22 protein-coding genes are annotated in these 12,380 nt (G+C 61.3%); all 22 read left to right on the top strand.

Annotated elements, in window-relative coordinates:
* On the top strand, positions 1-417 hold the full coding sequence (gene rplP / locus QMA15_RS14265; protein ID WP_003940899.1) for a 50S ribosomal protein L16: 417 nt from the start codon (positions 1-3) through the stop codon (positions 415-417).
* The gene (gene rpmC, locus QMA15_RS14260; RefSeq protein WP_003940734.1) at positions 417-653 is read left to right on the top strand and encodes a 50S ribosomal protein L29; all 237 of its coding nucleotides are present in this window, start codon (positions 417-419) and stop codon (positions 651-653) included. The genes rplP and rpmC overlap by 1 nt, the downstream gene beginning before the upstream one ends.
* Positions 650-931 (top strand): 30S ribosomal protein S17, encoded by a 282-nt coding sequence (gene rpsQ, locus QMA15_RS14255; protein ID WP_003941020.1) that lies wholly within the window; start codon positions 650-652, stop codon positions 929-931. The genes rpmC and rpsQ overlap by 4 nt, the downstream gene beginning before the upstream one ends.
* A gap of 337 nt (positions 932-1,268) precedes the next feature.
* Entirely contained in the window at positions 1,269-1,637 is a 369-nt protein-coding gene (rplN, locus tag QMA15_RS14250) for a 50S ribosomal protein L14 (protein ID WP_003940951.1), read from the top strand.
* On the top strand, positions 1,637-1,954 hold the full coding sequence (gene rplX / locus QMA15_RS14245; RefSeq protein ID WP_003941019.1) for a 50S ribosomal protein L24: 318 nt from the start codon (positions 1,637-1,639) through the stop codon (positions 1,952-1,954). The genes rplN and rplX overlap by 1 nt, the downstream gene beginning before the upstream one ends.
* A gap of 1 nt (position 1,955) precedes the next feature.
* Positions 1,956-2,522, top strand: coding sequence for a 50S ribosomal protein L5 (rplE, locus tag QMA15_RS14240; protein WP_290285054.1), 567 nt, complete (start codon positions 1,956-1,958; stop codon positions 2,520-2,522).
* Positions 2,523-2,526: 4 nt separating this feature from the next.
* Positions 2,527-2,712 carry a type Z 30S ribosomal protein S14 gene (locus QMA15_RS14235; protein WP_003940698.1) on the top strand — a complete coding sequence of 62 codons (186 nt, stop codon included), beginning with the start codon at positions 2,527-2,529 and terminating at the stop codon, positions 2,710-2,712.
* 452 nt (positions 2,713-3,164) lie between these two features.
* Positions 3,165-3,563 (top strand): 30S ribosomal protein S8, encoded by a 399-nt coding sequence (gene rpsH / locus QMA15_RS14230; RefSeq protein ID WP_003940873.1) that lies wholly within the window; start codon positions 3,165-3,167, stop codon positions 3,561-3,563.
* A 14-nt stretch (positions 3,564-3,577) separates the two neighbouring features.
* Complete coding sequence (rplF, locus tag QMA15_RS14225; RefSeq protein ID WP_003940970.1) at positions 3,578-4,117, top strand: 50S ribosomal protein L6; 540 nt, start codon at positions 3,578-3,580, stop codon at positions 4,115-4,117.
* A 1-nt stretch (position 4,118) separates the two neighbouring features.
* On the top strand, positions 4,119-4,526 hold the full coding sequence (rplR, locus tag QMA15_RS14220) for a 50S ribosomal protein L18 (protein ID WP_003940996.1): 408 nt from the start codon (positions 4,119-4,121) through the stop codon (positions 4,524-4,526).
* 31 nt (positions 4,527-4,557) lie between these two features.
* A complete protein-coding gene (rpsE, locus tag QMA15_RS14215; RefSeq protein ID WP_003940718.1) occupies positions 4,558-5,229 on the top strand; it encodes a 30S ribosomal protein S5 in 672 nt (223 codons plus the stop codon).
* The gene (rpmD, locus tag QMA15_RS14210; protein ID WP_003940751.1) at positions 5,229-5,408 is read left to right on the top strand and encodes a 50S ribosomal protein L30; all 180 of its coding nucleotides are present in this window, start codon (positions 5,229-5,231) and stop codon (positions 5,406-5,408) included. Before rpsE ends, rpmD begins: the two co-directional genes overlap by 1 nt.
* Positions 5,409-5,410: 2 nt before the next feature.
* Complete coding sequence (gene rplO, locus QMA15_RS14205) at positions 5,411-5,854, top strand: 50S ribosomal protein L15 (protein ID WP_019747555.1); 444 nt, start codon at positions 5,411-5,413, stop codon at positions 5,852-5,854.
* Between the two features lie 257 nt (positions 5,855-6,111).
* A complete protein-coding gene (gene secY / locus QMA15_RS14200; protein WP_020906895.1) occupies positions 6,112-7,431 on the top strand; it encodes a preprotein translocase subunit SecY in 1,320 nt (439 codons plus the stop codon).
* Positions 7,428-7,973 (top strand): adenylate kinase, encoded by a 546-nt coding sequence (locus QMA15_RS14195; RefSeq protein WP_003940868.1) that lies wholly within the window; start codon positions 7,428-7,430, stop codon positions 7,971-7,973. The genes secY and QMA15_RS14195 overlap by 4 nt, the downstream gene beginning before the upstream one ends.
* A complete protein-coding gene (map, locus tag QMA15_RS14190; protein ID WP_290285049.1) occupies positions 7,973-8,770 on the top strand; it encodes a type I methionyl aminopeptidase in 798 nt (265 codons plus the stop codon). Before QMA15_RS14195 ends, map begins: the two co-directional genes overlap by 1 nt.
* Before the next feature lie 313 nt (positions 8,771-9,083).
* Entirely contained in the window at positions 9,084-9,305 is a 222-nt protein-coding gene (infA, locus tag QMA15_RS14185) for a translation initiation factor IF-1 (protein WP_003418601.1), read from the top strand.
* Between the two features lie 90 nt (positions 9,306-9,395).
* Positions 9,396-9,509, top strand: a complete 114-nt coding sequence (gene rpmJ, locus QMA15_RS14180) for a 50S ribosomal protein L36 (RefSeq protein ID WP_003938068.1) — start codon at positions 9,396-9,398, stop codon at positions 9,507-9,509.
* 250 nt (positions 9,510-9,759) lie between these two features.
* The gene (gene rpsM / locus QMA15_RS14175; RefSeq protein WP_003940834.1) at positions 9,760-10,134 is read left to right on the top strand and encodes a 30S ribosomal protein S13; all 375 of its coding nucleotides are present in this window, start codon (positions 9,760-9,762) and stop codon (positions 10,132-10,134) included.
* Positions 10,134-10,547 carry a 30S ribosomal protein S11 gene (rpsK, locus tag QMA15_RS14170; RefSeq protein WP_003940683.1) on the top strand — a complete coding sequence of 138 codons (414 nt, stop codon included), beginning with the start codon at positions 10,134-10,136 and terminating at the stop codon, positions 10,545-10,547. The genes rpsM and rpsK overlap by 1 nt, the downstream gene beginning before the upstream one ends.
* A 22-nt stretch (positions 10,548-10,569) precedes the next feature.
* Positions 10,570-11,175, top strand: coding sequence for a 30S ribosomal protein S4 (gene rpsD / locus QMA15_RS14165; protein WP_003940769.1), 606 nt, complete (start codon positions 10,570-10,572; stop codon positions 11,173-11,175).
* Positions 11,176-11,295: 120 nt separating this feature from the next.
* Positions 11,296-12,357 (top strand): DNA-directed RNA polymerase subunit alpha, encoded by a 1,062-nt coding sequence (locus QMA15_RS14160; RefSeq protein ID WP_003941016.1) that lies wholly within the window; start codon positions 11,296-11,298, stop codon positions 12,355-12,357.
* The last annotated feature ends 23 nt before the right edge of the window (positions 12,358-12,380 follow it).

Below are 12,380 nucleotides of genomic sequence, written 5' to 3'. Positions count from 1 at the left end.
ATGTTGATCCCACGGCGGGTCAAGCACCGCAAGCAGCACCACCCGAGCCGTTCGGGTGCCGCCAAGGGCGGTACCCAGGTGACCTTCGGTGACTACGGCATCCAGGCTCTCGAGCCTGCCTACATCACCAACCGGCAGATCGAGTCCGCTCGTATCGCCATGACTCGGCACATCAAGCGTGGCGGCAAGATCTGGATCAACATCTTCCCGGATCGCCCCCTCACGAAGAAGCCGGCCGAAACCCGAATGGGTTCCGGTAAGGGTTCGCCCGAGTGGTGGATTGCCAACGTCAAGCCCGGACGCGTTCTGTTCGAGATGACATACCCCAACGAGGAGATTGCTCGTGAGGCCCTGCGCCGCGCGATGCACAAGCTCCCGTGCAAGTGCCGGATCGTGACCAGAGAGGAGCAGTTCTGATGGCTACTGGAACCCCAGCAGCAGAGCTCCGCGAGCTCAGTGAAGACGAGCTGGTCACCCGGCTCCGTGAGTCGAAGGAAGAGCTTTTCAACCTTCGTTTCCAGATGGCTACCGGCCAGATGGACAACAACCGACGACTGCGCACCGTTCGTCACGAGATCGCGCGCATCTACACCGTCCTGCGTGAGCGTGAGCTCGGACTCGCTGTGGGTCCGGATGCAGGTGACGCGGCATGAGTGAGGAAAAAGCAGTGAGCACAGAAGAGCGCGCGAGCCGTAAGGTCCGTGTCGGATACGTCGTGTCCGACAAGATGGAAAAGACGATCGTGGTCGAGCTCGAAGACCGCGTCAAGCACAAGCTCTACGGCAAGATCATCCGCCGTACGACCAAGGTGAAGGCGCACGACGAGAACGGCGTTGCCGGCGTCGGCGACCGCGTTCAGCTGATGGAAACCCGTCCGCTGTCCGCGACGAAGCACTGGCGTCTGGTCGAGGTCCTCGAAAAGGCCAAGTAAGCCTGATCGAATCCTCGAGCTGATCGAGTACCACCGAATGGCCCGCTTCCCCTTGGGGGAGTGGGCCATTCGGCTTTCCGGGGGCTTTCCGGGCGAAGGGTTCGAGTTGCGTCGAGTACGGCTGATTTGGTATTCGGTGAACCCTTCCCTACAATAGAACGGTTGCCTGTGGCAGAGGTGTGTCTTCACGTGCGCAGCTCGAACGGTGCTTGCAGTGATCGTCTCCCGACGTCAGTCGGTGGGACTGCAGCTCAGACACGACGCAGGTGGCAACAATGACCGCGCGCACCGGGTCGGTAATCCGTTGCGCACGAAATTCCAGGTCTAGGGAGATCAAGTGATTCAGCAGGAGTCGCGAGTTCGCGTCGCTGATAACACGGGTGCCAAGGAAATCCTTTGCATCCGCGTTCTCGGCGGTTCGTCACGTCGCTACGCCGGGATCGGTGACGTCATCGTCGCCACCGTCAAGGACGCAATCCCCGGTGGAAACATCAAGAAGGGTGAGGTCGTCAAGGCCGTCATCGTTCGCACGACCAAGGAGCGCCGTCGTCCGGACGGTTCCTACATCAAGTTCGACGAGAACGCTGCAGTGCTCATCAAGGCTGACAGTGATCCCCGTGGAACCCGCATCTTCGGACCCGTCGGCCGTGAGCTGCGCGAGAAGAAGTTCATGAAGATCGTTTCGCTTGCCCCGGAGGTGCTGTGATGAAGGTGCACAAGGGTGACACCGTTCTGGTCATCGCCGGCAAGGACAAGGGCGCGAAGGGCAAGGTCATTCAGGCCTACCCCGCGACCGACAAGGTCCTCGTCGAAGGCGTGAACCGAATCAAGAAGCACACCGCGGTTTCCGCGAACGAGCGCGGAGCATCCTCCGGCGGCATCGTCACGCAGGAAGCCCCGATCCACGTTTCCAACGTTGCAGTCGTCGACTCGGACGGAAACCCCACCCGCGTGGGCTACCGCACCGACGAAGAGTCCGGCAAGCGCGTTCGGATTTCCCGGAAGAACGGGAAGGACATCTGACATGACCTCCACCGAAAACAAGGTCCAGCCGCGCCTCAAGGCACGCTACCGCGCTGAGATCAAGGACGCGCTCAACAATGAGTTCGACTACTCGAACGTCATGCAGATCCCCGGCGTCGTCAAGGTTGTCGTCAACATGGGCGTCGGCGACGCTGCCCGTGACGCCAAGCTGATCAACGGCGCTGTCCATGACCTGTCGCTGATCACGGGCCAGAAGCCCGAGATCCGCAAGGCACGTAAGTCCATCGCGCAGTTCAAGCTCCGCGAAGGTATGCCCATCGGCGCACGCGTCACCCTCCGTGGCGACCGCATGTGGGAGTTCCTGGACCGCCTCGTGTCTGTCGCTCTGCCCCGTATCCGCGACTTCCGCGGTCTCTCGGGCAACCAGTTCGACGGCAACGGCAACTACACGTTCGGCCTCAACGAGCAGTCGATGTTCCACGAGATCGACGTGGACAAGATCGATCGCCCCCGCGGTATGGACATCACCGTCGTGACCACCGCAACCAACAACGAAGAAGGCCGTGCACTGCTCAAGCACCTCGGCTTCCCGTTCAAGGAGAACTGAGCGCATGGCTAAGAAGGCATTGGTCAACAAGGCCAACAAGAAGCCCAAGTTCGCGGTTCGCGCCTACACCCGCTGCCAGCGGTGCGGTCGCCCGCACTCGGTGTTCCGCAAGTTCGGCTTGTGCCGTATCTGCGTTCGCGAGATGGCTCACGCCGGCGAGCTTCCCGGAGTTCGCAAGAGCTCTTGGTGATCTGAGGCCCTCGGGCTTCGTCACACCACGCATGTGAATGGACGTGGGTTCCTTTGGAACCCACGTCCATTCGTGGTTTCCATCGAGTTGTGTATCGCGCCGATCCTGAAAAGAACTGTCGCGCTGCGACTCTGGTTGAAAGCGATCATCGTTCGTCGATGTCGTTCTTCGGTGCCGAACGAGCAGTTCAGATTTCGGGGTGCGTCGATACCTTCTCGATCAGCGACCTTCGGGTGGCGGTGGGGGAGCCGACGTGGCATCCCGGTGGACACCTGCGCCAAAGTTCCCTACACTAGAGCGGTTGCCGTGGCTGACGCATGCGTTCAGCTCGGTGCGGTAACTTACGCCGTCTGACACAAGTCGGACGGCCCAGCCGAATTGCTGGAGGCCCACGATCGGATTCGTCCGGTGTTGCATGGGAACCACAGCGAGAAAGGTGTCGAGGTCGACCTATGACCATGACTGACCCCATCGCAGACTTCTTGACGCGTCTGCGCAACGCCAACACGGCGTACCACGATGAGGTGAAGCTTCCCCACTCGAAGATCAAGGCGAACATCGCCGAGATCCTCAAGCGCGAGGGCTACATCTCCGATTTCCGTACCGAAGACGCAGAGGTCGGCAAGACCCTCATCGTCGATCTGAAGTACGGTCCCAGCCGCGAGCGTAGCCTCGCCGGCGTGCGTCGCGTTTCCAAGCCCGGTCTCCGGGTTTACGCGAAGTCCACCAACCTGCCCAAGGTCCTCGGAGGCCTCGGCGTGGCCATCATCTCCACGTCGTCCGGTCTGCTCACCGATCGCCAGGCGGCCAATCAAGGAGTAGGCGGGGAAGTCCTCGCCTACGTCTGGTAAGGGAGGCCACCACAATGTCGCGTATTGGAAAGATTCCGGTCACCGTCCCCGCGGGCGTTGACGTCACGATCAGCGGCCAGGATGTCACCGTCAAGGGTCCCAAGGGCACCCTCGCGCTGACCATCTCCGAGCCCATCGCAATCGAAAAGGCAGAGGACGGCTCGCTGAGCGTCACGCGCCCCGACGACGAGCGTCGTAGCCGCGCGCTGCACGGTCTGTCGCGGACCCTGGTTGCGAACATCATCACCGGTGTCACCGAGGGTTACACGAAGAAGATGGAGATCCACGGTGTTGGTTACCGTGTGGCACTGAAGGGCAAGGACCTCGAGTTCGCGCTCGGCTTCAGCCACCCGGTGCCGATCGAGGCTCCTGAAGGCATCACCTTCGTCGTCGAGTCGCCCACCCGGTTCTCGGTGTCCGGCATCGACAAGCAGAAGGTCGGGCAGATCTCGGCCAACATCCGTCGTCTCCGTCGTCCGGACCCGTACAAGGGTAAGGGCGTGCGTTACGAGGGTGAGCAGATCCGCCGCAAGGTCGGAAAGACGGGTAAGTGATATGAGCCAGACTGCAAACCAGAAAGCCAAGCGGATTCCGCTGGGCAAGGATGCGTCCACCAAGCGTCGTCTCTCGAAGACGCGTCGTCACTTCCGTCTCCGCAAGAAGGTCTCCGGCACGCCCGAGCGTCCCCGCTTGGTCGTCAACCGGTCCTCGCGCCACATCCACGTCCAGCTCGTGGACGACCTGGCCGGCCACACCCTGGCCTCCGCGTCGACCATCGAAGCAGACGTGCGCGTGGCAGAAGGCGACAAGAAGGCTGCGAGCGCGAAGGTCGGTCAGCTGATCGCCGAGCGCGCCAAGGCTGCCGGCGTGGAAGCAGTTGTCTTCGACCACGGCGGACACGGCTACCACGGTCGCATCGCGGCCCTGGCAGACGCGGCTCGCGAAGGCGGGTTGAAGTTCTGATGACCAACATTTTCAACGGAAGGACAGCCTGATGCCGGGACGTCAAAGGCGTGACGGCGGAAGCGGACCCGCCGGACAGAATGGCCCCAACAGCGGTGACAACAGCAACGCTCGTGGGGACAACCGTGGTGGCGGCCGTGACCGTCGCGACGGTGGCCGTGGCGGAAACGCTGCGGAGAAGTCACAGTTCATCGAGCGCGTTGTCACGATCAACCGCGTTTCCAAGGTCGTCAAGGGTGGTCGTCGCTTCAGCTTCACCGCTCTGGTGATCGTCGGAGACGGCAACGGACTGGTCGGCGTCGGCTACGGAAAGGCCAAGGAAGTTCCCGCGGCCATCCAGAAGGGTGTCGAGGAGGCTCGCAAGAGCTTCTTCCGCGTCCCGATGATCGCCAACACCATCACTCACCCCGTTCAGGGTGAGGCTGCTGCCGGCATCGTCATGCTTCGCCCGGCAAGCCCCGGTACCGGTGTTATCGCCGGTGGCGCTGTGCGCGCCGTGCTGGAGTGCGCTGGTATCGCGGACATCCTGTCGAAGTCGCTCGGTAGCGACAACGCCATCAACGTCGTGCATGCGACCGTTGCTGCGCTCAAGGGTCTGCAGCGTCCCGAGGAAGTTGCGGCTCGCCGCGGCCTCACCCTCGAAGAGGTTGCACCCGCCGGCATGCTTCGCGCTCGCGCACAGGCTGCTGGGAGTGTGAAGTAATGGCAGATCTCAAGGTCACTCAGATCAAGAGCATCATCGGGACCAAGCAGAACCAGAAGGATTCTCTGCGCACGCTCGGTCTCAAGGGCATCCGTCAGACCGTTGTTCGTGAGGACAACGCACAGAACCGCGGTCTGATCAACGTGGTGCGCCACCTCGTAACAGTTGAGGAGGTCTAACCATGACCATCAAACTGCACCACCTGCGCCCCGCTCCGGGATCCAAGTCCAACAAGATTCGTGTTGGACGCGGTGAGGGCGGCAAGCGTGGTAAGACCGCAGGTCGCGGTACCAAGGGCACCAAGGCACGTAACACCGTGCGCGTGGGCTTCGAGGGTGGACAGATGCCGCTTCACATGCGTCTGCCCAAGCTCAAGGGCTTCACGAACCCGTTCCGCACCGAGTACCAGGTCGTCAATGTCGGCGACATCGCCCGTCTGTTCCCCGAAGGTGGAGCAATCACGGTCGAGGATCTCGTTGCCAAGGGCGCAGTCCGCAAGAACCAGCTCGTCAAGGTTCTGGGCGACGGCGAACTGACAGTTGCCGTTCAGGTGACCGTCGACAAGTTCACCGGTTCCGCCAAGGAAAAGATTGCTGCTGCCGGTGGTTCCGCCACCGAGCTGTGAGTAATCACGCGTAGCTAGTCCGATGGCCGCAGCGCAGCGTTTGCTGCGCTGCGGCCATCGGCGTCTACCAGGTCTTGTCGCAGATTGGTCGTGCATGCCTCGGATGGGCCAGTATTCTGGTCACCGAGTGGCAAATGTATCTTCGGCTTACCCGGTTTTCGTGGTCTGCCCGCTTAGTTCCCAAATGCTCACTGTTAGAGTTCAAAAGTTCGACAGGTCAAACGATCTGTCTCCCTACCGTCGTGCCAGGAGGATCTTTGCTTTCCGCCTTCGTCTCGGCCCTCAGGACCCCAGACCTGAGGCGGAAGATCCTCTTCACCCTCGGCTTGGTGGCTCTGTATCGGGTCGGCGCTCTCATTCCGTCCCCAGGTGTCGACTACGGCCGCGTGCGTCAGTGCATCGATATAGCCAACTCCGGTGACTCAGCAGGTATCTACTCGCTGATCAACCTGTTCTCCGGTGGCGCTCTGCTGCAGATGTCGATCTTTGCGATCGGCATCATGCCGTACATCACGGCAAGCATCATCGTGCAGCTGCTGACCGTGGTGATCCCGAAGTTCGAGGAACTTCGAAAAGAAGGCCAGTCCGGTCAGGCCAAGATGACGCAGTACACGCGTTACCTGTCCATCGCTCTGGCAATCCTGCAGTCGACCGGCATCGTCGCTCTTGCGGCACGTGGACAGTTGCTCCAGGGCTGTGACGACATCATCGCCGACAAGTCGATCTTCGGTCTTGCCATCATCGTGCTGGTCATGACTGCCGGTGCTGCCATGGTCATGTGGTTCGGCGAGGTCATCACCGAACGTGGCGTGGGTAACGGTATGTCGCTCCTCATCTTCGCCGGTATCGCATCGCGTATCCCGAGCGAGGGCAAGTCGATTCTCGACAGCCGCGGTCCACTGGTCTTCGCCTTCGTCTGCCTCGCAGCGCTGTTGATCATCGCCGGTGTCGTCTTCGTCGAGCAGGGTCAGCGCCGGATCCCGGTTCAGTACGCAAAGCGGATGGTCGGACGCAAGATGTACGGCGGATCCTCGACGTACCTGCCTCTGAAGGTGAACCAGGCCGGCGTCATCCCGGTGATCTTCGCGTCTTCACTGCTGTACCTCCCGAACTTGATCGCACAGCTGACTTCGGCCAGTACAGCGGTCGACCCCAGTTGGTGGCAGCGCCTCATCAACACCTACCTGGTGAACCCGGCCAACCCGGTGTACATCGCGATCTACTTCGGCCTGATCGTCTTCTTCACATACTTCTACGTCGCCATCACCTTCAATCCCGAAGAGCGCGCCGACGAGATGAAGAAGTTCGGCGGCTTCATCCCCGGTATCCGACCAGGTCAGCCGACCGCGGACTACCTCAACTACGTGCTGAGTCGCATCACCCTTCCGGGTGCGATTTACCTCGGCACCATTGCTGTTCTGCCCAACCTGTTCCTCGACATCGGGAATGGCGGCGGCGCGCAGAACCTGCCGTTCGGTGGCACCGCGGTGCTGATCATGGTCAGCGTCGGCCTGGACACCGTGAAGCAGATCGAGAGTCAGCTAATGCAGCGTAACTATGAAGGGTTCCTCAAGTGAGACTTGTCCTCCTTGGTCCTCCCGGTGCCGGCAAGGGCACCCAGGCCGCTATCTTGTCCGAGAAGTTCGGCGTTCCCCATATCTCCACGGGTGATCTCTTCCGCGCGAACATCGGTCAGGCCACCGCTCTCGGTGTGGAAGCAAAGAAGTACATCGACGCCGGCGAACTCGTACCGAGTTCGATCACCAACGACATGGTGAAGGCTCGCGTCGCAGAGCCGGACGCAGCAAACGGTTTCCTTCTCGACGGATTTCCGCGCTCGGTCGAACAGGCTCAGGCACTCGAGGGAATCTTGAAGGATCTCGACACCAAGCTCGACGGTGTTCTCTCTTTTGTCGTCGACGAGGACATCGTGGTCGAGCGCATGCTCGCCCGCGGTCGTGCAGACGACACCGAGGACGTCATTCGCAACCGACTCCGGGTCTACCGCGACGAGACGTCACCGCTGTTCGATTACTACAAGGACAGCATCGTCTCCGTCGACGCGATCGGCGAGGTCGAAGAAGTCAACGCACGCGCCCTGGCAGCGTTGGGTAAGTAATGGTCTTCGGGCGTAAACGCAAGGTTGTTCCGTTCCGCTCCGCGGGCGAACTCGACGCGATGGCTGCTGCCGGTGCGATCGTGGGTTCGGCCCTGGTGGCGGTGCGCGCTGCGGCAAAGCCCGGTGTCAGCACTTTGGAATTGAACGCGGTCGCAGAATCGGTCATTCGTGACGCCGGCGCCGTGCCCTCGTTCCTCGGGTACCACGGCTTCACCGGTTCGATCTGCTCTTCGGTCAACGATCGCGTCGTTCACGGGATCCCCTCAGCTCAGGACATCCTGGCTGAAGGCGACCTCGTTTCCATCGACTGTGGCGCGATCCTCGACGGTTGGCACGGTGACTCTGCCTGGACGTTCGGTGTCGGTGAGATCAGCGTCACCGATCAGGAACTCAGCGAAGCCACTCGGCTTTCGATGGAAGCCGGGATCGCGGCGATGATCGCCGGTAACCGTCTGACGGATGTTTCGCACGCGATCGAGGTCGGTACTCATGCCGCCGAGAAGTTGCACGGTCGTTCCTACGGCATCGTCGACGGATACGGTGGACACGGAATCGGTCGGGAAATGCACATGGATCCGTTCCTCGCCAATGAAGGTGCCCCGGGTAAGGGTCCTGAACTGGTTGTCGGATCGTGCCTCGCGATCGAGCCGATGCTCACGCTCGGCACCACCGACACGGTGATTCTCGACGACGACTGGACCGTTGTGACGACCGACGGGTCCCGTGCGGCGCACTGGGAACACACTGTCGCTGTGACCGAGGACGGTCCGCGGATTCTGACCCTCCGGCCGGAGTAATTGACGCCGTCGCTGACAAGTGTTGGCAGCGAGCATGATTCACGTTCGAGAAGTCCCAGCCTCATGTCGAGGCTGGGACTTTTTCGATGGGGGAGCGGTGTGCGTCGTCACCCTGACCGGAGGCGCATTTGGCCTGGTCGTTTACATCGCGTAACATGGCTAGGCGGTGCGCTATGCGCGTCGATAGTTCGTGTGCCTACGCCCGGATCGCTCCGGGATCGGGCCCCCGAAGTGCCGACGATCTTTCCATTGCGTGCCAATGTAACGGAAGCCGATGCACGAAGCATGCCAAACCAAACGGATCGCGGAGGATATGGCTAAGAAAGACGGGGCCATCGAGGTCGAAGGACGAGTAGTCGAGCCGCTGCCCAATGCGATGTTCCGCATTGAGCTCGAGAATGGCCACAAGGTCCTCGCCCACATCAGCGGAAAGATGCGTCAGCACTACATTCGCATCCTCCCGGAAGATCGCGTTGTCGTGGAGCTCTCGCCCTACGATTTGTCGCGCGGACGCATCGTTTACCGCTACAAGTAACGAACTTCCCGGACCTGACCTGGGTCAGGGAGAAGTATGTCTGCCGCGGTTCATCGCGGCGGGCTGCGACAAAACAGGAGATCAGAAGACGTGAAGGTTCAGCCGAGCGTCAAGAAGATCTGCGAGAAGTGCAAAGTGATTCGCCGTAACGGTCGAGTCATGGTGATCTGCGAGAACCTGCGTCACAAGCAGCGTCAGGGCTAGATCTAGCTTTTCGAAGATCTGCTTGGCAACAAGCAAAGAAGACCTCCCAGTACCAGCCATTGTTGACGAGACCCCACGCGATCGTTCACCGATCGCCAAGGTCGGACAATGGTTCACCCCCGGCACGGAGGCCGGGGCCCCACTGAGTTAGTTGATGAGATCATCTGCGCCTTCGGGCGTCGGTACTCGGCAAGAGGCACAGGGGAAGGGCTGGGAGCAGACCTCCGCACACCGATAAGGAAATGCCACCATGGCACGTCTCTCTGGTGTTGATCTTCCTCGCGAAAAGCGCATGGAGATCGCACTGACATACATCTACGGCATCGGCCGTACCCGCTCCAAGGAAATCCTTGACGCCACCGGCGTCAGCCCGGATCTCCGGAGCAAGGACCTCTCGGACGAGGACCTGGCAAAGCTCCGCGAGTACATCGAGGAGTCGCTCAAGGTCGAGGGTGACCTTCGCCGCGAGGTTCAGGCCGACATCCGTCGCAAGATCGAGATCGGCTGCTACCAGGGCCTGCGCCACCGTCGTGGTCTGCCCGTGCGTGGTCAGCGCACCAAGACCAACGCCCGTACCCGTAAGGGTCCGAAGCGCACCATTGCCGGCAAGAAGAAGGCGAAGTAATGCCCCCGAAGTCACGTAGCACCGGTCCGAAGAAGACCCAGAAGACGCGTCGCAGGGATAAGAAGAACATCCCGCACGGCGCCGCTCACATCAAGAGCACCTTCAACAACACCATCGTGTCCATCACGGACCCCGCCGGAAATGTCATTTCCTGGGCGTCTTCGGGACACGTCGGCTTCAAGGGTTCGCGTAAGTCGACTCCCTTCGCCGCTCAGCTTGCTGCTGAGAGCGCTGCCCGTAAGGCGCAGGAGCACGGTGTCAAGAAGGTTGACGTCTTCGTCAAGGGACCGGGATCCGGTCGCGAGACCGCAATCCGTTCCCTCCAGGCTGCTGGCCTCGAGGTCGGCACCATTTCCGATGTAACCCCCCAGCCGCACAACGGCTGCCGTCCGCCCAAGCGGCGTCGGGTATAGCGGGAAGGATAGGTAGAAGAAAATGGCACGTTATACCGGACCCATCACCCGCAAGTCGCGTCGTCTGCGCGTCGACCTCGTTGGAGGCGACCAGGCATTCGAGCGTCGCCCGTACCCGCCCGGACAGCACGGCCGCGCGCGTATCAAGGAGAGCGAGTACCTGCTCCAGCTGCAGGAGAAGCAGAAGGCTCGCTTCACCTACGGCGTCATGGAGAAGCAGTTCCGCCTGTACTACAAGGAGGCGAACAACCGCCCCGGCAAGACCGGCGAGAACCTGCTTCGCATCCTCGAGTCGCGTCTCGACAACGTCGTGTACCGCGCAGGCCTCGCTCGCACGCGCCGTCAGGCACGTCAGCTGGTCACTCACGGTCACCTTCTCGTGAACAACAAGAAGGTCGACATCCCGAGCTACCGCGTCTCGCAGTACGACATCATCGATGTCAAGGAGAAGTCGCTCTCCACGCTTCCGTTCCAGGTTGCGCGTGAGACCGTCGGCGATCGCCCGGTTCCCGGGTGGCTGCAGGTTGTCGGCTCGCGTCTGCGGATCCTGGTTCACCAGCTTCCCGAGCGCGCGCAGATCGACATCGCTCTGCAGGAACAGCTCATCGTCGAGTACTACTCGAAGTAAGGCGCTTCGCACCCCGTGAGTGGTTGAGGAGTCTCCGGACTCCTCAACCACTCACAGGGCCGCAGGCCCTTTCCCATCGTGGGCGTCAAATAGTGGACGTCCGTACAGGAGGAAATACCAATGCTCATTTCTCAGCGACCCACGCTGACCGAAGAGGTCATCGCTGATAACCGCTCGAAGTTCGTCATCGAGCCCCTGGAGCCAGGTTTCGGGTACACGCTCGGCAATTCGCTGCGCCGCACGCTGCTCTCGTCGATCCCCGGCGCTGCTGTCACCAGCATCCGTATCGACGGCGTTCTCCACGAGTTCACCACCGTCCCGGGAGTGAAGGAAGATGTCACCGACATCATCCTGAACCTCAAGGGCCTCGTCGTGAACTCCGAAGAGGACGAGCCGGTCACCATGTACGTCCGCAAGCAGGGCCCCGGCGCTGTTACTGCAGGCGACATCGTGCCCCCGGCAGGCGTCACCGTGAACAACCCTGATCTGCACATCGCCACCCTGAACGACAAGGGAAAGCTGGAGATCGAGCTCGTTGTCGAGCGCGGTCGTGGCTACGTCCCCGCCGTCCAGAACAAGGCGTCCGGCGCAGAGATCGGCCGTATCCCGGTCGACTCGATCTACTCGCCGGTGCTCAAGGTCACCTACAAGGTGGAGGCCACTCGCGTCGAACAGCGCACCGACTTCGATCGGCTCGTTCTCGACGTGGAAACGAAGAACTCCATCACCGCACGGGACGCGCTCGCTTCGGCGGGCAAGACCCTGGTTGAGCTCTTCGGCCTGGCCCGTGAGCTGAACGTCGAAGCAGAAGGAATCGAGATCGGACCCTCGCCCGCCGAGGCCGATCACATCGCTTCCTTCGGACTCCCCATCGAGGATCTGGACCTCACGGTCCGCTCCTACAACTGCCTCAAGCGCGAAGGTGTTCACACCGTCGGTGAGCTTGTCGGCCGTACCGAGTCCGATCTGCTCGACATCCGCAACTTCGGACAGAAGTCCATCGACGAGGTCAAGGTCAAGCTGCATTCGCTCGGCCTGTCCCTCAAGGACAGCCCCGCATCCTTCGATCCCACCACCGTTGCCGGCTACGACGCCGCCACCGGAACGTGGAGTGACACTGATGCCGGTTCCTTCGGCGATGCCGAAGGTACCGAGGACTACGCCGAGACCGAACAGCTGTAGCAGCTCAGGTCCTTTACTAGGAG

The organism is Rhodococcus sp. APC 3903 (genome assembly GCF_030407755.1).
GTDB lineage: Bacteria > Actinomycetota > Actinomycetes > Mycobacteriales > Mycobacteriaceae > Rhodococcus_F > Rhodococcus_F erythropolis.
This window is presented reverse-complemented; position numbering and strand designations above follow the sequence as displayed.